This is a genomic window from Ruegeria sp. AO1 (genome assembly GCF_056535985.1).
This window is the reverse complement of record NZ_JBQFJC010000001.1, coordinates 13,021-30,890: the sequence shown is the minus strand read 5'-3', so window position 1 is coordinate 30,890 and position 17,870 is coordinate 13,021. Positions and strand designations below refer to the sequence as shown.

The window sequence follows — 17,870 nt, the reverse complement described above, 5'->3', positions numbered from 1 at the left end:
GAACTTGCGCATTGGCTTTGGGCTTGTGTCATTGGCCCTTGGGCGGCATTAAGGCTCGGATGGCAAAGCAACTCGACTATCACACGATCCGCGAGATCTTTACGCGCTTTCAAGAGGCCGACCCGGAACCCAAGGGCGAGCTGGAGCATGTGAACGTCTACACTCTGGTCGTGGCAGTAGCGCTTTCGGCGCAGGCGACCGATGCGGGCGTCAACAAAGCCACGCGCGAGCTGTTCAAGATCGCAGATACTCCGCAAAAGATGCTGGATCTCGGCGAAGAGGGCCTGATCGAGCATATTAAAACCATTGGCTTGTTCCGCCAGAAGGCGAAGAACGTCATTAAGCTCAGCCGTATACTGGTCGAAGACTACGATGGTGAGGTTCCCAATTCCCGCGCGGCGCTGCAATCTCTGCCCGGTGTCGGGCGCAAGACGGCCAATGTGGTTCTGAACATGTGGTGGCGGCAACCAGCGCAAGCAGTGGACACGCATATTTTCCGTGTCGGCAACCGCACTGGTATTTGCCCCGGCAAGGACGTAGACGCCGTCGAACGCGCCATCGAGGACAATATTCCAGCCGACTTTCAACTCCATGCACATCACTGGCTGATCCTGCACGGGCGTTATCACTGTAAAGCACGCAAACCGATGTGCGGAACCTGCATCATCCGCGATCTCTGCCAATTCGAGGACAAGAATCTATGAAAACCTACCAGCTCACTGGCATCGGAAATGCCGTTGTGGACGTGATTTCCCAGGCTGATGACAGCTTCCTTGAACTGATGGGCATCGAGAAAGGCATCATGCAACTGATCGAGCAGGAGCGCGGCGAAGTGCTCTATGCCTCGATGGAAGGTCGGGTGCAGACGCCGGGTGGGTCTGTCGCAAACACCATTGCGGGCGCGGGTGCGCTGGGTCTTGATGCTGCTTTTATTGGCCGTGTACATGATGACGCGTTGGGCCGCTTCTATGCCGATGCGATGAACGAAGACGGCGTGGATTTCGTGAACCCACCTGTGCCGGGCAGCGAGCTGCCGACCTCACGCTCGATGATCTTCGTCTCGCCTGATGGCGAGCGGTCCATGAACACCTATCTGGGGATTTCCTCGGAACTGTCGTCTCAGGACGTCTCGGACGAGGTTGCCGGAAACAGCCAGATCATGTTCCTCGAGGGGTATCTGTTCGACAAGGAAAAGGGCAAAGCCGCGTTTCTTGAGGCCGCGCGTGCCTGTCACAAGGGTGGTGGCAAGGCCGGTATCGCCATTTCCGATCCTTTCTGCGTCGAGCGCCACCGGGTCGATTTCCTGCTGCTGATCGAGAACGAACTGGACTTCGTGATCGGCAATGAAGCTGAGATCAAATCGCTGTTCGAAACCGAGGATCTTGAGGACGCACTGGCCAAAACCGCCGCAATTTGCCCTCTGGTCGTCTGCACCCGTTCGGGCGACGGCGTGACGGTTCTGAACGGCGACACCCGTCACGATGTTGCGGTCGAAAAAGTAGTGCCCGTGGATGCGACCGGCGCAGGCGATCAGTTCGCGGCCGGTTTCCTGTACGGCATGGCCACAGGCCGCGACTATGAGACCTGCGCCAAGATCGGTAATGTCTGCGCGCGCGAAGTGATCAGCCATATCGGCCCGCGCCCCGAAGCCAACTTGCAAGAATTGCTGCGGGAAGAAGGCCTGCTGTAAGACATTGATCCGGGTCGGCGCCCACGCGCCGGCCTTCAGGATCCGGCGGCTGCGTCGTTCAACGCCCAATCATACTCATAGGCATTCACACGTTGGGCTTGATTGAGGCGCTGTTGCAACTCCGGGTCGGCTGCTGTTTCGAGATAGGCAATCACGGCCTGCTCATTTGGCCCGAAATCCTCGCGGAACCAGATGTAAATCTTCGACAGGATCAGCCGCCCCTCATCATCGAACCGCACCCCACGCGGGTCGTTGACATAGGCGTGCTCGGCTGCGGCGAGGTCGCGTTCCAATGTCTTGGCCTCCCAGGCGCGGGCCATCAGGTTCGGGCACCCGACCGCTGCACAATTCAGCGCGTAGTGAATGCGCGGCTCATCGAAAGTCGGTCGGATGATGCGGTGTTCGATGTCGTTGAGGGTCAGGCTCTGACCCGACACCACGGCCAGCGGGCGACCCCATGGGCCGATCGACAACGGCCCATCCTTGATGTCGCGGATCGACGCGACCGGGTACGCCTCAAGCACCACATCCACTGTCAGCGCGTTGTAGAGGTTGATCCAATAGGCCAATTGTTGATCGCGGGTCAGATCGGCCGGGTCAACGGCCTGCAGCTCGGTCAGATAATCATCCAGAAGCGCGCTGTCCGTCGCGCTCACCTGCCCATAAGCCACCCGGTTCACACCAAGCGCATCGGGGGCCACGTAGCGGGTCAGAAAGCGGGTCCAATCGCCATGATCTACCTTCTCACCCGGAGGGGGCGCGGCGCGGGTCAGGGCCGTGTCGGGCAAGGGCGTCGCGGCGGGCAAGGCCAGCCTCTCAACGCTGGCGCAGGAGGCCAGAAGCGGAAGCAGCATCAGGATCAGAACCTGTCTCATGAAGCGTCCTTTCGGCTTTGACGGGCAGCGCGCAACTGCCCTTTGAGGCGTTTCAGCGGAGCCACCTCGGGGTCTTTCAGAGCGGGCAAGTCCGGACGCGCAGACAGACCGCGCGTCGCCGCGTTCCACCAAAAGGTACCCATCGGGCTGTCCACCCGATCTGGCGCGGCCAAATGCTGATCCCGCTGCGCGTTGTGAACGCACATGGAGAGCGGCCCGTTGGCCGTCGCAACCATGAACACGCAAGAGGCGCAGCGGTCTTCCTCTAACGCATCCGCAGCCATGAAATTGTGGATAAACACGGCCTGCCGCCGCACCGGTCCGCGCAATACGCCGGCCCCCAGCCGCAGAAGACACCCGGCCAGATGGCTAAGCGCCCAAAGGGCCAGGAGCGGATGGCGGCGGATCAGGCGTCCCACGCTGGGGCGGATGCGGATATGAGCGTCTTGGCCTGTATCCGCCTCCTCAAGCGCCGCAATCACCCGCTGCACCAGGCGCCGGTTCGACAGTAACGACACGGCCTTGCCCCCCGCAGAAACAACGCTGCTGTACCGGTTGCAACTGGAATGCCCGACGGCCGCCGAGTCGAAATGCAACGACGTGCCATAGCCTTGTTCGACCGCGCGGATGACGCTGTCTTGCGTGATTGCATCGGGCCGCGTCCGCAACACACCACGCCCGGTATCCGCTTGCATCTGGAACGAGACAAAACCGACCTCGGGCTGGTCTCGAAGGAACCGGGCCAAAAAAGGGAGTTCAGCAAAGTTGCCTCCAAAAACGGTTGTGTTGAAGAGAATACGCAGCCCCAAGCCGCGCGCCCGGTCGATATAGGTTTTGCGCACGCGGTTGAGCTCCACCTCGGAGGCAAACCCTTTGCGCTCTTGCGTCATGTCCACGTGAAAGGCCACGTCATCCAGCCCCGCCGCCGCCAATCGCGTCAGCGTCGCCCGGCTGGCGCGGATGCCGTTGGTCATCAGGCACGAGCGCATGCCCAGCCGCCTGATCTCGCGGCAGAGCGCCTCAAGATCGTCAACCTTGCGCAGGGTCGGGTCTCCGCCGGTCAATTGCACGGAGACGCCACGGCCATAGTGGCTGCGGATCGTGGCAATTCGCGCGAAAAGGACCGACAGCGGAGGATCATAGGTCATCTCGGCCCGGTCAGAGAGGTAGCAGAGCGTGCAGTCAAGATTGCAGCGCTGCGTCACCTCAAGCGCGACGCAGGCCATCGGGTAGAACCGTCCCGCTGTCTGAGAGGGGCCGAACTCTCCGCACCCGCGCAATCCCTCACGCAGAGGCGCGCGCTGGTCCGAGCCCTGAAAGCGCCGTCCGGCGGGTTTGATGGTGATGGGGTCCGGCAGGGTGTCTTTCATGCCTCCAAGCTAGAGGCACGCCCCGACCCGAACCACGCCCCCTCACGGCAACGTGCTGAGCGGTGAGTGCCTGCGACAGGCTAGCTTGGACTACAAGGTGAATTCTTCGATCCGCTGCGGCGTTAGAAACTGGTCACGCCTATCCTGAAACGCACGAAGCGCGTTTTGCTCCAGCCGACGCAGTTCTGGGTCCTTAAGCCACTCAGATAGCAGAGCGTCCACCTTGTCCACGTGCTCCAAAATCCCGGTATCAGTCATCGAATTACCGCTTTGACGTCGGTAGAATTTTGAGTTGAGGAGGTATTTACTATGTCCCCGAGCCATTCCGTCGCCACGATCATTTTTCATCAAGAAAACATCCAGAGACCGGATTGCATAATGGTGAATACATGCGACATCCCAAGTTAGATGTTCGGGTAGAAGCCGGTAACGAGCTCGTTTTGGGAATCTCACTGCAGAGCCCTTGATCTGTGTGCCTGCGGAATTGACACTTACCGTTCCGGAGGCCAAGGGGAGTTTCGGCATATGGTCAGTTGCGTAGGTAAACTTGCTAGGGCGAAACATAGATTTGTGGCCCGCATTCGTTGTGCGCGGACGGCCTTGACAGCGTAAAAAGCTGCGCAAAACGCTACCACCTCTCCAAAACCAGTGACCGGCGTCTCCAAACGGGCGCCACATCAGGGCAATATTGTCGGCATGTCCGCACACTTCAAGCAGGTCCTGAACTTGTCCCGCCCCGACGGACACCCGAAGAAACTCATCCGCGTCAATATGCAACAACCAATCTGTTTCCTCCATCTGCGGCATGGTCATGACAGTCTTCATCCCCTTTAATTGGGGACTTTCACCAGGCTCCAGAGTTTGATTGTGATGGTGCACGATACCTTCGTTGTGCAGATGCTGCAAAATCAGATCTGTGCCGTCGGTACAGTCATTGGTGACCACGTAGACCTCATCGAAGCCTATGGCTTTGTGATAAGCAACCCATTCAAGAACAAACGGCCCTTCGTTCTTCATACACGAGGCGACGGCAACTCTCAATTTGTGCACTCCTACTCTTAGGCCATCTAAAGGGTCAGTAACACCCTGCACCTTTCCGTCAGGTTTACCAATCCAGTTCTGGCGATGTGCTCAAAGATGCGGCTGGAATTCGGCAACAACAAGTTCGTAGACCGCGCGCTTGAAGGGCACGATTTCTTCGACCAGTTGATCCGGGGCCTGCCATTTCCAGCTGGTGAATTCCGGATGGTCCGTTGCAATATTGATCTGGTCGTCATGGCCGGTGAAGCGCAGCAGAAACCACTTTTGCTCTTGCCCGCGATAGCGGCCTTTCCAGATTTTCGGAACGATGTCGTGGGGCAGATCATAGGGCAGCCAGCCGTCAGTCTCGGCCACGACCTCGACCAGATCAGCGGTCACGCCGGTTTCTTCCCACAATTCGCGCAGTGCCGCATCTCGGGGATCCTCGCCTTTGTCCACCCCGCCCTGAGGCATCTGCCATGCGTCCTTGTGGCGGTCATTGCGCTGCCCGACAAAAATCTTACCCTCGGCATTCATCAGCATCAGCCCCACACAGGGGCGATAGGGCAGTTTGGCGATCTCTTCCGGGGTCATGAGGGGCCTCTTGGATAGGGTTCGCGACCTCTCTATCAAGCCGCGCGACAGGCGCAAAGGGGATGACGTTAGGTTTCGCGTGACAATGTTTACGCGAACGTCAATCTTTTCCTCAACTTCGGAAGGGAGAGTTCGCCATGACTGCGTACCCAAACATGCTGGCCCCGCTGGACCTGGGCTTTACCACGTTGAAGAACCGCGTGCTAATGGGCTCGATGCATACCGGGTTGGAAGAGACCGGCGACTGGAACCGCGTGGCCGAGTTCTATGCGGATCGCGCACGCGGGGGCGTGGCGCTGATGGTGACAGGCGGGATTGGCCCGAACCTCGAAGGCTCGGTTCTGCCGGGCGCGGCGATGATGACCACCGACAAGGACGTGGCGAACCACTCGGTCGTGACTGACCGCGTGCATGAGGCGGGCGGCAAAATCGCGATGCAAATTCTGCATGCCGGACGCTATGCCTATGGTCCCAAATGCGTAGCGCCCAGCCCGGTGAAATCCCCGATTTCTCCGTTCCCGCCTAATGAGCTGGACGACGACGGGATCGAGAAGCAGATCAGCGACATCGTGAACGCGGCTGTCCTCGCCCAGAAGGCGGGATATGACGGGGTCGAGATCATGGGTTCCGAGGGGTATTTCCTGAACCAGTTCCTCGTGACCCACACCAACAAGCGTGAGGATCGCTGGGGCGGCTCTTATGAAAACCGTATGCGCCTGCCGATCGAGGTTGTGCGGCGCACGCGTGAGGCAACGGGTACTGATTTCATCATCATCTATCGCCTGTCGATGATCGATCTGGTCCCGAATGGCTCAACCCATGAAGAGGTGGTCGAACTTGCACAGAGGATCGAACAAGCCGGTGCCACGATCATCAACACCGGCATCGGCTGGCACGAGGCGCGGATTCCCACCATTGCAACCAGTGTACCGCGCGCGGCTTTTGCCTGGGTGACCAAAAAGCTGATGGGTAAGGTTGGCATCCCGGTGATCACCTCGAACCGGATCAACACGCCCGAGGTCGCAGAAGAGGTTCTGTCGACCGGCTGTGCCGACATGGTCTCGCTGGCGCGTCCGATGCTGGCGGACGCGGATTTCGTCAACAAGGCGATTGCCGGTCAGTCCGCGCAGATCGCGCCGTGTATCGCCTGCAACCAGGCCTGCCTGGACCACACGTTCGGCGGCAAGCTGACCTCGTGCCTGGTCAACCCACGCGCCTGCCATGAGACCGAACTGGTCATTGGCAAGGCCGAGACGCGCAAGACCGTTGCCATTGTGGGCGCTGGCCCGGCCGGCCTGTCTACCGCTATGACCGCCGCCCAGCGCGGCCATGACGTCACGCTGTTCGACCGCGCCTCGGAGATCGGTGGACAGTTGAACATGGCGAAACAGGTGCCGGGGAAAGAGGAATTTTGGGGACTGGTCGATTGGTACCGCACCATGATGGATGATCTGGGCGTGAAAGTGGAACTGAACCGCGAAGTCAGCGCCGACGACCTGACCAGCTTTGACGAGGTTGTCATCGCCACCGGCGTCATCCCGCGTGATCCGGAAATCCCCGGTCAGGACCGCGACAACGTCATCAGTTACATCGACGTGCTGCGCGAGAAAGCAGAGGTCGGCAAATCCGTCGCCGTGATCGGCGCGGGCGGTATCGGCTTTGACGTGTCCGAGTTCCTGCTGGAAGACGGCCACAGCATCACCACCGACCTGCCAGCTTGGATGAAGGAATGGGGCGTAACCGACCCGGAGCAGCATCGCTCGGGTCTGGCACCGGAAGGCCCTCAGCCTGCAGCCCCAGCACGTCAGATCACGTTGCTGCAGCGCAAGAAACAGGCGCATGGCAAAGGCTTGGGTAAGACCACCGGTTGGATTCACCGCGCGACGTTGAAGATGAAAAACGTCAACTTCGTCGGCGGCGTGAATTACGAGCATATCGACGATGACGGCCTGCATATCAGCTTTGGTGAAGAACGCGCCGACCCGACGGTGATTGCTGTGGACACCATCGTTCTGTGTTCCGGTCAACTGTCCGAGCGCAGCCTTGCAGACGCCCTGATCGAGCGCGGGATCACCCCGCATGTGATTGGTGGCGCAGATGTCGCGGCGGAATTGGATGCGAAACGGGCCATCAATCAGGGAACGCGTTTGGCCGCCGAGATGTAGGGGCGCTGAGGTCTACATGGTATAAGTCAGACCGGTCTCTTTCTCGAACCGGGCCATGTAGGTTTCGTAGTCGCGGTAGGCGCGATGGAAAAGCAGGCGCGCCATGCGCGTTGCGCGCCACGGTTTTTTGCCACCGACGTAGTGCCAGATTTTTGGAGTTCTGTTTGCATCACTCAGATGCTGGCGGAACGCCTTGGACATTTTGCGGTATTTCGGACTGTGCGCGTCAAACCAGATCTGAGGCCGCGTGTTCCACTGAATAGGAAGGTGAAACCAGCGCCCCTGAAACAGTTGGTTCATTCTGTCCTGCTCGGGCAAGTAGGGAATGTGCGGGACCAGCTTCTCGAAATCGCTGATCTCGCGCAATTCGCAATCACCGTGAATAGCCGAACAGTCCATCACCACGATACCGGCATTGAAATACCCTTCGCCGGGTATGAACCCCAGCCGAATACTCTTGCTTACGCGGCTGAGTGACTTTTTATGCTCACGCCCAGGCCTGAAAATCTGCTGCAGAGAGGGGCGCAGAAAATCCCCTCCGCCAAGCGTCACCAACCCCATATCCACACAAGCGGCAAAGGGCTGCCCTTCAAAGTCCATCTCCAGCAATTCCCAAACATCCGAAACAACCAGAGTGTCCGCATCCAAAAAAACGCAGCGATTTTCGCAGAGCTGGGGCAGGAACAGCGGCAACATCGTGATCGCAGGGAATTTCGATTTGTATTCGGAAAAGCCTTGCAGCTGATCCAGATCGAATTTCCGGTACGAAATCGCCCCTCCCGTGAGGGATCGATTGGCCTGCTCAATGATCGCGATGTCTTCGTCTGTGAAATCCTGCCCGAAGATTGTCACATCCAAAGGTTTGCTGGCGTTTTTGACAGCGGAATATGCGGAAAGCAGAGCCGGGAACAGAAAAGACCTGTTCACGCCATAGACCACCTGCATCGCGCTCCCCCTCGATCACGTCAATGTGATGAGAAGGAATAGCAGCGAAGAGCAGGCACTTCAAACCCTTAGCGGCCCTCAAAACTCTTGGTTTGCGGCGTTACCTGGCGCCCCCTTATTCGACCGAAATCGTAATCACGTCGGATACAATGGGCGGGTCGTGCGGCACGTGTCCAGCATCACCCAGAACCAGTTGCAGCGTGTGCTGACCTGCGGGCAGATTCAGAGTGACCTCGGTCTGGCCCCCACCGAAATGCATATGGTTGTCGTCTGCGGGCAGACCATATAGCAGCTCATCCGCGCCGTCTTCGCCCTGACCTAGTGGCGGGCGGTTGATCAGCAGGTGGTGGTGGCCGGTATTGTCTGCTTCGGTCCCGGCAGGCGCAACGCCCATGCCGCTGAGGCCAAAGACCACCGTGACCGGTGATTGCACTGTGTCACCATCCGCAAGGTTCGCGAAATAGACCTGCGCACCCGGCGCGGATGGCGTTTGGTCCTGCGCTCCGGCGGCTGTGGCAAACAGAGCAACTGAAATGGCTGTAAAAAAGGCTTTCATGATCTCCTCCCTCGTCACAAAAATGCCATTCTAAACCTAGCACATCTTGAATATTTTCCAGAAAACGCCCGTTTGCAGGGCGATCACCATCGCGGGAAACAACTGTTTCCGCGTTTCTGATACGCAAACGATCCGATTCAAAACCCTGATATTATCCCATGTCCGCCCCGATTCCGCCCAGATTGAGGGGCAAAGTCGTTGCAAGTAGCAAGATCTGGGGAACGAGAATGGATCGACTGACGGAAATGGAAGCCTTTGCCAACGTGGTGGACCAAGGTGGCTTCACCGATGCGGCCAAGAAAATGGGTATCTCCAAATCAGCCGTTTCCAAGCACGTGTCCAGCCTCGAGTCGAGGCTGGGGGCACGACTGCTCAACCGGACCACGCGTCGCGTTTCTCCGACCGAGATTGGACTGGCCTATTATGACCGCGCCCGCCGGGTGCTGAACGACGCAGGTGAGGCGGATTCGCTGGTCACCGCGATGCAATCGGCCCCTTCTGGCCTGCTGCGGATCAGCGTGGCGACGGATTTCGGGGTCAATCACCTGTCGCCCGTGCTGTCAGATTTTCTGGCCACCTATCCTGACATTACCGTGAACATGGTGCTCAATAACCGCTACGTGGAACTGATTTCCGAGGGCTTTGACGTCGCCGTTCGCATCGGAGAGCTGGAAGACAGCACTTTGCGCGCCCGTAAGCTGACGGAAACCGTCAAACGCATGGTTGCAGCCCCCAGCTACATTGAGAAATACGGACGGCCGCAGAAGATCGACGATCTGAATGAACACAAGCTGCTGCACTATTCCAGCCAATCCTCGGGCAATGTCTGGCGCCTGACTGCTCCGTCGGGCGAGAAACGTCAGGTGCGCACGGCCGGTTGGCTTAGCGTGAACGACGGGCAATCGCTGTTGAATGCAGCAGTCTCGGGCCTCGGCATCGCCTATCTGCCCAGCTATCTTTACGCCGATGCGCTGAAATCCGGTGAGGTTGTGGATGCCATGCCATCCCTGCCGGACGAAGTGCAAGGCATCTACGCGGTCTATCCTCCAGGCCGCTTTACTCAGCCAAGGTACGGGCCTTCATAGACTTCCTCGTTGACGCTTATTCCGAAAAAGGCGCGATGGACTGGTAATTCTCCCGGTGAACTGGATCGGCCCGTGCGTTCTTCGTGCGGGTCTTTTTTTGTGTAGACGCGTCAATTGACCAGCAAGACAGCCTCAACCCTACGGTTCAGATCGCGCCCTTCAGGTGTCACATTCGAGGTCAGCGGCGCCAGATATCCCACACCCTGTGCTTCGATCCGGTCCGCCGCGACGCCATGCGTGTCGATCAGACGGGCGCGCACGGCCTGCGCCCGTTCGGTGCTGACCTTTGTATTGGCCTGCAACGTGCCGGTATCATCAGTATGCCCGACCAACGCCAACCGGGTCGACGGGTTGTCGGCCAGGAACTGCGCCAGCAACGACAATGAGGCGAACGGGCCGTCGCCCAGTGCCACCTCGCCGGTGCGGAAATGCAAATCGTCAAGGATCACATGGCCCGACTGCTGCAACGCGTCCAAAAGGCCTTCGGTTCCGCTGGCGGATTGCTCAACGACCACAGGCGTTGGGTCCGGCGCATCAACGGGTGCGACGCGGATCAGTTGCACGTAGCCATCCGGCGGGTTGCGGCTGACCAGCAGGCTGAGCGCTTCATCGCCTTTGGTGGCGGACAGAAAACGATAGTCGCGAATAGCGACATACATATCCGGCGTTGGCACCACCTCGGTTCCGAAGCGGAAGTCGAACCCGCCGCAGGTCCGGGCCTCACATTCGAACAGGATGTCAAAGCCTTGCGCCACGAGCTGATCCCGCAGCGGAGCCAGCAATTGCAGCGTCGTGCTAGAGCCCGCCTGCAAGCGCCATGTCAGCCGCTCGACCCGCCCCTCGACCGTTCGAGAGGGGACTATGCCATCTGCAACGGGCCCTGTGGGCAACTCATAGCTGTCCAGCGGCGAGGTCCTCTCGCTGATCCGACGCGCGCTGGCGGGCAGGGTCAGATCTTGCGCCAGAACGGGTCCGGCCATCAGACAAAAGGCAAGGGCGAGGCGTCGGATCATCGGGCTTGGGCGTGATATTCGGGGTTGGGCACCATTGCGGTGGCACTGGCCACCCGGTTGGACATGTTGAAGAATCCGGTGACGTTGGCGATGTCCCAGATATCCCGGTCACTGAAACCCTGATCGCGCAGGTGCTGGCGATCAGCCTCTTCAATCTCGGCGCTTGCGGTGGTCATCTTGGCAGCAAAATCCAGCATCGCACGCTGGCGCGCATCCAAAGGGGCGGTGCGGTAGTTCATCACCAGCATCTCGCCCAGTTGCGGATCACCGGACATCTGCCGCACTGCTGCACCATGAGCAACAAGGCAGTAGAAGCACTTGTTGATCGAGGACACGACCACCGCGATCATCTCACGTTCGAGCTTGGACAGTCCGCTATCTGCCAGCATCAGGTCGTTATACATAGCCGTGAAGGCGTTCAGCTTGTCGGTATCGAACGCGTAGGCTTTCAGCACATTCGGCACCATGCCCAGCTTTTCGAGGCAGACATCAAAGTATTTCTGCGTCTCAGGCGGCAAAGGGTCGGCCATGGGCAGGTTCAGCGCGGTGGGTAGATCAGTCTGGGTCACGGGCTTTCTTAACTCCTTAGACACGTTGACGATAATGGTATTCCCCGACAATCTCCATCCCGAGCGCACGGTAGAGGCCATTCGCCCCAGCATTAGCCTTTGTGCAGATCACGCTGAGCGTTTTCGCCCCGTTGTCCCGCGCCCAGAAGGCTGCTGCCCGCATGGCCCATTGGCCCAGACCCTGGCGGCGGTGATCGGGCAAGATTTCAAGCGCATGCACCATGGCCACATCGCCTTTCATGGCCATGAACACAGTTCCCGCCGGGCGATCGGAATGCCGCAACAGGAACGCGGTCTTGGGGCCCGCAGCACGCTCCATCACGGCCAGACGTTCAGGGCCGATACCGCCCTTGGCCCAGATCTCCTCCATGACTGCAAGCGGTGGCCAAATGTCGAACGCGGTCACGCGGGGCAGAGGCTGATCGGTCAATTGTCCCGGCGGGCAGGCGTAGATGTTGACCGGGTCCAGAACCTCATAGCCGCGCGCTTCCAGTTGGGCGTCGAGCTTGCGGTCATCGGGCCAAAGACAAAAGATGCGCTTCTGGCCCATTGCCTTCATGGCACCCTCGGCCGCGATGATATCAGCCTCGGTCGCGTCACCCAGCGCATTGGCGGCAGACACGCGCGATCCACCACCCTGCCCTTCGCGCAGGCGGAAGGGGCCAAGGACGTCATAGCGCGCAGCGGGCCATGTTCCGTCGACGATGTCGGGCCAGTTGATGCTCACAACTCAAGCTCTTTTGCCAATTGGGTCATGGCCGCGTCGATGCGCGCGCCTTCGATGCCCCGGATCACCACATTGGCGCCGAAGACCCCGTTGATCTGAAACGGATAGCAGCCGATGGACAGGTCCGCGAACGCCGCGGCCAGTGCAGACAGCGTCGCAGCGATGTCGCCTTCGCCCCGATCCACCCGCAAGGTCTGAGACAACAGCGGGCTACCGCCCGTCAGATCCGGCAAAACACTGGCCACCATGGCTTGGAAGACCGAGGGCACCCCGGCCATCACATGCACGTTTTCGATGGTAAATCCAGGCGCAGTTGAGACCGGGTTGTCGATCAATGCAGCCCCGTCAGGAATGCGGGCCATACGCAGGCGGGCCTCGTTCAACTCCAGCCCCGACTTGTCGTAATGCGCCTGCAACAGCGCCCGCGCATCGTCGCGCACGTCAATCGGGGTCTCGAAAGCACGGGCGATGCAGTCTGCGGTGATATCGTCATGAGTCGGCCCGATGCCTCCGCTGGTGAAGACGTTGTCGTAGGACCCCGACAGCGCCTTGACCGCCGCCTCGATCGCCGGGGCGTCATCGCTGACAATACGCACTTCTTTCAGGTCGATGCCATGCTTGGTCAGTTCACCCGCAAGGTAATGCATATTCGCATCGCGCGTCCGGCCCGAGAGGATTTCATCCCCGATGACGAGCATTGCAGCGGTTGGATTGGCCATGGCGCGCGCCCCCTCTTGATCGGCTGTTGGGGCAGGTATAGGCCGTGGGGCATGAGATTTGAAACCCCCCTTGTCCCCGCCCGCTTGATCCGCCGCTATAAACGCTTTCTGGCCGATTGCACGCTGGAGGATGGGCGTGAGGTGACAGCCCATTGCGCCAACCCGGGCTCGATGATGGGGTTGGCTGAACCGGGCGAGAAAATCTGGTTGGAGCCCAACGACGATCCGAAGAAAAAGTTGAAACATGGGTGGCGGCTGGTCGATCACGAGAATGGCCATTTCACCGGCGTTGATACTTCGGTTCCGAACCGGGCACTGCGCGCGGCATTGGAGGGTGGCGAGATTCCCGAACTGGCCGCCTATCAAACAGTCCGAGCCGAGGTAAAATACGGCCAGAATAGCCGCATCGATTTCCTGCTGACCCAGCCCGACCTACCCGACGCCTATGTAGAGGTCAAAAGCGTCACGCTCTCCCGCCAGCCTGGTCTGGCCGAATTCCCCGACAGCGTCACAGCCCGCGGCACCAAACATCTGGGCGAGCTGGCCGCCATGGCCGAGCAGGGCCACCGCGCGATCATGCTGTATCTGGTGCAACGCACCGATTGCGACCGCTTCGCGCTGGCCGCAGATATCGACCCGGCCTATGCGGCGGCCTTTGAGGCAGCGCAAGCGCAGGGGGTTGAACGGTTGGTGGTCGGCACGCGGATTTCGCCACAGGGAATCGAGGTCGATGCGGCGAAGGATTGGGCTATCGGCTAAGGCAGGAGAGTGAACTCTCCGAGATAAGAGCCTCGCCCCGGTGTGTAACCGCGGTAGGTGCCATCCTCAACCTGCCCCACCACAGCGCAGAGGTCCTGATCTTTGCGGAACGTCTCCCAGCGGCTGCAGATCCTGTCACTTTCCAACCACCAGACGCCAGTGTCCCGGCCAAGCCGAGGGATCTCGACTTCAAAACTCTGGCCGGCGTTCACGCGTGCCGTGCCGGTGACGCCCGCGCGGTTCAGTGCAATCTTGCGATCCAGTATCAAAAGCGCCGCAAGCTGATCCTGCGTCAGCATCGTTACCTCTTCGCGGCAACCGCAGGTCAGAACGACCAGAAGAGCAGCAATCGCTCTGACCATCTCAGCCCCAGTTTCCACCGAAAAAATTTCAGGGGCACAGTGGCGCAAACCGGCGCGTATGACCACGTGCACGCGGGATGATCAACGGAATTTGAACCCTACGCGTTTCGTTTAGGCCTGATCATTGAAGACTTCAGGCCAAAGATCGGCGTCCAACCCTTTCACAAACGGTGCGAAGTGATCGGCCACAGCCTGCCATCCCCCGACCGAAGCCGTGTTGACCGGTCTCCGCGCCTGAAGATTGCTGACCGTTCTGATCGCATCCGAGGATTTGTCGGGCGACAGCATCGCCGGTTCAAAAGGAAGGTCGCAGAGCTGGGCCAGCTCCTTGGCACCGTCCTCCAGATTATTCACCAGATGTTCGTAGCTTATGTCATGGATCCGCTCCGGAAGCATGGCATGCCAGTGCTGAATATAGCGGCGATAGCGGTTCGCCTCGGCTGCCATCCAGCTCAGATTATGCGTGTAATACAGGCCACCCGCTCCGAAATGCGTCCGCCACATCGACAGCGCCACATCGCGCGGATCGCGCATAACGTTCAGGATTACCGCGTTCGGGAAGGCCTGTACAATCGGTCCCAGAAACGCGTAATTCCCCGGAGCCTTGTCGACAAAGGCGCGCGTTTCTTCTGCGGTCTGGGGCAAATTATCCGCGTAGTAGTCGGCCAGCGCCTGCGCGTCACTTCCAGCGCTCGATTGGCTTTCGACCCTGCGGGCCCAGTGATGCACGCCTGCCAACTCTCCCAGCCCTTGCACGGCGGAATGTGAGGCCAGAATCCGCTCGATCAGAGTGGTGCCAGAGCGCGGCAAGCCAACCACGAACACCGGCCGCGGGATATCGGTGCGCGGCGCTGAGGCAGGGTCGGGCAGAGGCGTGCTCAGACGCTGGCGGCAGGCTTTCTCGGCCCGGGTTTCCCAGCTTTTGAACCCATGCTGCAACTGATCATGCGCCTTGCGCAGCTGAAGCATCTCAGTCGCGGTATCGCCATCCTGTTTCGCAAGGCTCGCGGCGGCGAAATGCACGGAGGCTGCGGCTTCCCGATTGGCGTTGCCCGCCTCAAGCAGTTTAGAGGTCAGAGCCTGCAATTCCGCCCTATCCTCAGCCGACAGGTTCGGCAGAGTTGCAGCGAACTCCAGCGTTTCGGGATCCTCGGGCGCCAGCGCAAAGGCGGCGCGGCCATGGGTTAGAGCCTCAGACATACGCCCCAAACCGACCAGGCCCTTGGCCAGTCGCAGCTGACCATAGTGGAATTTCGGGTGCTTCTCGGCCACGGCCAATAGGACGTCGATGGCCTGGTTCCACTGGTGCATCTCATCGAGAATATCGGCCTTCAGGCAATGGGCCTGCAGATTGCCGTTTTGATGGCGCAGAACCTCATCAACGTCCTCTAACGCCTCGCTCAGCTGACGCTCCTGCAACAGCGCCATGGCGCGCACATAGCGTTGCGGTGGGGTCAGAGGGGCCTTGGCAGCGACTTTATTCATCAGGGTCAGAGCCTTGCCAGCATCGCCGCCCTGAACAAGGCTCAGCCCGAAATTCTGGATCAGGTCGGGGTTCTCCGGCTCCATCTTCCAGGCGCGCTCCAGATGGGTCTGTGCCTGTTTGAAATCTCCCTGGTGAATGCATGCAAGACCTGCCATCTGCGGAAACGCTGGCATTTGGGCCATTTCTTCCAGGCCTTGACTGCACGCTTCAGCGCCCTGTCCGCGCGCCCGGTCTTGAGCATTTCACTAATGGTGGCAATCTCGGCCCTCAGCTGGTCGGCTTTCTGCATCTGACTGCCCTTCTTCTATTTTAACGCCCGAGAACTATCTTAACCGTGCTAGTTTATATCACTGTACACGTCCACCTGCGATCGGATCGTCAACCATCCTAGAGACAGCCTGCGACGCTGCACCCTCTGGAACTTTCTGCACAAGCAGCGTAAATAGAGCACTGCGCGAAACAATTGGAGCCTCGCATCCATGAAAGATCATCGTGGCCGCCTGACAAAGGACGGTATCCGCATTTACGAACAAGGTGACTTTGCCGGCATGCATGCGGCAGGGGCTTTGGCCGCGCGGATACTGGATGACATCGCGCAACATGTCTTCCCCGGCCAAACCACCGGTGCGATCGACGGGATCATCACCCAGATGGTCGAGGACGCAGGAGCTACTTCGGCGACGATTGGCTACAAGGGCTATCAACACGCCAGCTGCATTAGCGTGAACCACGTGGTCTGCCACGGTATTCCCGGTGAGAAAAAGCTCAAGGATGGGGATATCCTGAACATAGACGTGACCGTCATCGTGGACGGCTGGTTCGGTGATACCTCGCGGATGTATGTCGCAGGCAAACTGCCGCGTAAGGCGGAGCGTCTGATTCAGGTCACCCATGACGCGCTTTTCAAGGGCATCGAGATGGTCAAGCCGGGCAACACGTTCGGCGATATCGGCCATGCGATCCAGTCCTATGTCGAAGCGCACCGTATGAGCGTCGTCCGCGATTTCTGTGGCCACGGGCTTGGTCGAGTGTTCCACGCGCCGCCAAACGTGCTGCACTATGGTCGCCCCGGCACCGGTTCCGTTCTGGAAGAGGGAATGTTCTTCACCATCGAACCGATGGTTAATCTGGGCCGCCCTGTGACCAAGACTCTGGCCGACGACTGGACTGCTGTGACCCGCGACAAGTCGCTCTCGGCGCAGTTCGAACATTCGGTCGGCGTAACCGCAAATGGGGTCGAGATTTTTACCCTGTCACCCGGCGGCAAGTTCCATCCGACCTATTCTTCGTGATCGGCAGCCTGATCCCGTAGCACTTTCAGCAGCATCGTCTCAGCCCCCCACGGCGTGATCGCGTCGTGGATGAACACCGGCGCGCGTGCAGGTTTGCACGGCGGGCCGGTTTCTGTGTTAGTGTCCTGAGCCAAACCCCAGAACAAGGGCGGTAGGGCGCGGTCCATGCCAGAAGCCTAGCACAAACCGGCCCGCGCCTCAAAATCGGATCAAGATGGCGTGCAGCTGCCCCTGTCAAATCGCTGTGAAGCTCCTTTGATCATCATGTCATATTCGAGACTCACAAGATCAACGGCAAAGTTGACGACCTGACCGTCCTGAATCAGCAAAAACGTCAGGTTGTCCAAACCCGGCAGGATGTCCGCCTCGCCCTGCAGATCTCCGACAGTGATGTGCCCTTTGTTGGACCCGCCCGAACGGGCCAACGTCACGCTTGATTGATCCACAGACGAGGTGCAATTGGCCAAAAAATCATTCGCATCGAGTTTAGTTTGCCCTGCAACAACAGGGGAGGAGCCCAGCACGATGGCCGAGGTCAGGGCAGCTCTGAGAAGCATAGAGAGTCCTTTGAGGGTTGTTCCGCGTTTCTACGGCGCCTAGAGGCGAATTTGGCCGCAATTTTGGCGGAGATACGTCAAATTGC

General features: G+C 59.5%; 19 protein-coding genes and 1 pseudogene. 6 read left to right on the top strand and 14 right to left on the bottom strand.

The window, feature by feature from the left end:
* Positions 1-59: 59 nt before the first annotated feature.
* Together nth and ACR3FB_RS00205 are read left to right on the top strand one after the other, a co-directional pair.
* Positions 60-704, top strand: a complete 645-nt coding sequence (gene nth, locus ACR3FB_RS00210) for an endonuclease III (RefSeq protein WP_425084873.1) — start codon at positions 60-62, stop codon at positions 702-704.
* Positions 701-1,690 (top strand): adenosine kinase, encoded by a 990-nt coding sequence (locus ACR3FB_RS00205; protein ID WP_480563240.1) that lies wholly within the window; start codon positions 701-703, stop codon positions 1,688-1,690. The genes nth and ACR3FB_RS00205 overlap by 4 nt, the downstream gene beginning before the upstream one ends.
* 35 nt (positions 1,691-1,725) lie before the next feature.
* On the opposite strand, the gene ACR3FB_RS00200 is transcribed toward ACR3FB_RS00205, so the two are convergent.
* The 4 genes from ACR3FB_RS00200 to ACR3FB_RS00185 all read right to left on the bottom strand — a co-directional run bounded on the left by ACR3FB_RS00200 (position 1,726) and on the right by ACR3FB_RS00185 (position 5,549).
* Positions 1,726-2,565 carry a DUF547 domain-containing protein gene (locus ACR3FB_RS00200; RefSeq protein WP_480563239.1) on the bottom strand — a complete coding sequence of 280 codons (840 nt, stop codon included), beginning with the start codon at positions 2,563-2,565 and terminating at the stop codon, positions 1,726-1,728.
* A complete protein-coding gene (locus tag ACR3FB_RS00195; RefSeq protein ID WP_480563238.1) occupies positions 2,562-3,935 on the bottom strand; it encodes a radical SAM protein in 1,374 nt (457 codons plus the stop codon). The genes ACR3FB_RS00200 and ACR3FB_RS00195 overlap by 4 nt, the downstream gene beginning before the upstream one ends.
* A gap of 90 nt (positions 3,936-4,025) precedes the next feature.
* Positions 4,026-4,976: a glycosyltransferase family 2 protein gene (locus ACR3FB_RS00190; protein ID WP_425084870.1), complete on the bottom strand. Its 951-nt coding sequence runs from the start codon at positions 4,974-4,976 to the stop codon at positions 4,026-4,028.
* Between the two features lie 90 nt (positions 4,977-5,066).
* Positions 5,067-5,549 carry an RNA pyrophosphohydrolase gene (locus ACR3FB_RS00185; RefSeq protein ID WP_480563237.1) on the bottom strand — a complete coding sequence of 161 codons (483 nt, stop codon included), beginning with the start codon at positions 5,547-5,549 and terminating at the stop codon, positions 5,067-5,069.
* Positions 5,550-5,686: 137 nt separating this feature from the next.
* Here ACR3FB_RS00185 and ACR3FB_RS00180 point away from each other — a divergent pair, with 137 nt between their 5' ends.
* Positions 5,687-7,714, top strand: coding sequence for a 2,4-dienoyl-CoA reductase FMN-binding domain-containing protein (locus ACR3FB_RS00180; protein WP_480563236.1), 2,028 nt, complete (start codon positions 5,687-5,689; stop codon positions 7,712-7,714).
* A gap of 12 nt (positions 7,715-7,726) precedes the next feature.
* On the opposite strand, the gene ACR3FB_RS00175 is transcribed toward ACR3FB_RS00180, so the two are convergent.
* Positions 7,727-8,659: a glycosyltransferase family 8 protein gene (locus tag ACR3FB_RS00175; RefSeq protein ID WP_480563235.1), complete on the bottom strand. Its 933-nt coding sequence runs from the start codon at positions 8,657-8,659 to the stop codon at positions 7,727-7,729.
* A gap of 115 nt (positions 8,660-8,774) precedes the next feature.
* Positions 8,775-9,215: a DUF4399 domain-containing protein gene (locus tag ACR3FB_RS00170; RefSeq protein WP_480563234.1), complete on the bottom strand. Its 441-nt coding sequence runs from the start codon at positions 9,213-9,215 to the stop codon at positions 8,775-8,777.
* A gap of 227 nt (positions 9,216-9,442) precedes the next feature.
* Between ACR3FB_RS00170 and ACR3FB_RS00165 the strand changes: the two are divergent.
* Positions 9,443-10,347 (top strand): annotated as a pseudogene (locus tag ACR3FB_RS00165) (LysR family transcriptional regulator).
* Between the two features lie 63 nt (positions 10,348-10,410).
* Here ACR3FB_RS00165 and ACR3FB_RS00160 read toward each other — a convergent pair.
* The 4 genes from ACR3FB_RS00160 to ACR3FB_RS00145 are packed head-to-tail and all read right to left on the bottom strand — an operon-like array spanning position 10,411 to position 13,328.
* Positions 10,411-11,313 (bottom strand): OmpA family protein, encoded by a 903-nt coding sequence (locus ACR3FB_RS00160; RefSeq protein ID WP_480563233.1) that lies wholly within the window; start codon positions 11,311-11,313, stop codon positions 10,411-10,413.
* Entirely contained in the window at positions 11,310-11,882 is a 573-nt protein-coding gene (locus ACR3FB_RS00155; protein ID WP_480563232.1) for a peroxidase-related enzyme, read from the bottom strand. Before ACR3FB_RS00155 ends, ACR3FB_RS00160 begins: the two co-directional genes overlap by 4 nt.
* A 16-nt stretch (positions 11,883-11,898) precedes the next feature.
* Complete coding sequence (locus tag ACR3FB_RS00150; RefSeq protein WP_480563231.1) at positions 11,899-12,609, bottom strand: GNAT family N-acetyltransferase; 711 nt, start codon at positions 12,607-12,609, stop codon at positions 11,899-11,901.
* Positions 12,606-13,328: a competence/damage-inducible protein A gene (locus ACR3FB_RS00145; RefSeq protein ID WP_480563230.1), complete on the bottom strand. Its 723-nt coding sequence runs from the start codon at positions 13,326-13,328 to the stop codon at positions 12,606-12,608. The genes ACR3FB_RS00150 and ACR3FB_RS00145 overlap by 4 nt, the downstream gene beginning before the upstream one ends.
* Before the next feature lie 51 nt (positions 13,329-13,379).
* Here ACR3FB_RS00145 and sfsA point away from each other — a divergent pair, with 51 nt between their 5' ends.
* On the top strand, positions 13,380-14,087 hold the full coding sequence (sfsA, locus tag ACR3FB_RS00140) for a DNA/RNA nuclease SfsA (RefSeq protein ID WP_480563229.1): 708 nt from the start codon (positions 13,380-13,382) through the stop codon (positions 14,085-14,087).
* Here sfsA and ACR3FB_RS00135 read toward each other — a convergent pair.
* A complete protein-coding gene (locus ACR3FB_RS00135) occupies positions 14,084-14,449 on the bottom strand; it encodes a hypothetical protein (protein WP_480563228.1) in 366 nt (121 codons plus the stop codon). The two genes, sfsA and ACR3FB_RS00135, sit on opposite strands and share 4 nt — an antisense overlap.
* Before the next feature lie 111 nt (positions 14,450-14,560).
* Complete coding sequence (locus ACR3FB_RS00130; RefSeq protein ID WP_480563227.1) at positions 14,561-16,108, bottom strand: tetratricopeptide repeat-containing sulfotransferase family protein; 1,548 nt, start codon at positions 16,106-16,108, stop codon at positions 14,561-14,563.
* Positions 16,109-16,414: 306 nt separating this feature from the next.
* Here ACR3FB_RS00130 and map point away from each other — a divergent pair, with 306 nt between their 5' ends.
* Positions 16,415-17,227, top strand: coding sequence for a type I methionyl aminopeptidase (map, locus tag ACR3FB_RS00125; protein WP_480563226.1), 813 nt, complete (start codon positions 16,415-16,417; stop codon positions 17,225-17,227).
* Here map and ACR3FB_RS00120 read toward each other — a convergent pair.
* Both ACR3FB_RS00120 and ACR3FB_RS00115 read right to left on the bottom strand, forming a co-directional pair.
* The gene (locus tag ACR3FB_RS00120) at positions 17,215-17,394 is read right to left on the bottom strand and encodes a hypothetical protein (protein ID WP_480563225.1); all 180 of its coding nucleotides are present in this window, start codon (positions 17,392-17,394) and stop codon (positions 17,215-17,217) included. The genes map and ACR3FB_RS00120 overlap by 13 nt on opposite strands.
* A 42-nt stretch (positions 17,395-17,436) precedes the next feature.
* Complete coding sequence (locus tag ACR3FB_RS00115) at positions 17,437-17,784, bottom strand: hypothetical protein (protein ID WP_480563224.1); 348 nt, start codon at positions 17,782-17,784, stop codon at positions 17,437-17,439.
* Between the last annotated feature and the right edge of the window lie 86 nt (positions 17,785-17,870).

Coding starts and splice junctions, on each gene's coding strand:
- ACR3FB_RS00135 (WP_480563228.1), bottom strand. CDS start 14,449: ATGGTCAGAGCGATTGCTGCTCTTCTGGTCGTTCTGACCTGCGGTTGC.
- ACR3FB_RS00195 (WP_480563238.1), bottom strand. CDS start 3,935: ATGAAAGACACCCTGCCGGACCCCATCACCATCAAACCCGCCGGACGG.
- ACR3FB_RS00185 (WP_480563237.1), bottom strand. CDS start 5,549: ATGACCCCGGAAGAGATCGCCAAACTGCCCTATCGCCCCTGTGTGGGG.
- sfsA (WP_480563229.1), top strand. CDS start 13,380: ATGAGATTTGAAACCCCCCTTGTCCCCGCCCGCTTGATCCGCCGCTAT.
- ACR3FB_RS00170 (WP_480563234.1), bottom strand. CDS start 9,215: ATGAAAGCCTTTTTTACAGCCATTTCAGTTGCTCTGTTTGCCACAGCC.
- ACR3FB_RS00200 (WP_480563239.1), bottom strand. CDS start 2,565: ATGAGACAGGTTCTGATCCTGATGCTGCTTCCGCTTCTGGCCTCCTGC.
- ACR3FB_RS00205 (WP_480563240.1), top strand. CDS start 701: ATGAAAACCTACCAGCTCACTGGCATCGGAAATGCCGTTGTGGACGTG.
- nth (WP_425084873.1), top strand. CDS start 60: ATGGCAAAGCAACTCGACTATCACACGATCCGCGAGATCTTTACGCGC.
- ACR3FB_RS00115 (WP_480563224.1), bottom strand. CDS start 17,784: ATGCTTCTCAGAGCTGCCCTGACCTCGGCCATCGTGCTGGGCTCCTCC.
- ACR3FB_RS00145 (WP_480563230.1), bottom strand. CDS start 13,328: ATGGCCAATCCAACCGCTGCAATGCTCGTCATCGGGGATGAAATCCTC.
- ACR3FB_RS00180 (WP_480563236.1), top strand. CDS start 5,687: ATGACTGCGTACCCAAACATGCTGGCCCCGCTGGACCTGGGCTTTACC.
- ACR3FB_RS00175 (WP_480563235.1), bottom strand. CDS start 8,659: ATGCAGGTGGTCTATGGCGTGAACAGGTCTTTTCTGTTCCCGGCTCTG.
- ACR3FB_RS00120 (WP_480563225.1), bottom strand. CDS start 17,394: ATGGACCGCGCCCTACCGCCCTTGTTCTGGGGTTTGGCTCAGGACACT.
- ACR3FB_RS00130 (WP_480563227.1), bottom strand. CDS start 16,108: ATGCCAGCGTTTCCGCAGATGGCAGGTCTTGCATGCATTCACCAGGGA.
- map (WP_480563226.1), top strand. CDS start 16,415: ATGAAAGATCATCGTGGCCGCCTGACAAAGGACGGTATCCGCATTTAC.
- ACR3FB_RS00160 (WP_480563233.1), bottom strand. CDS start 11,313: ATGATCCGACGCCTCGCCCTTGCCTTTTGTCTGATGGCCGGACCCGTT.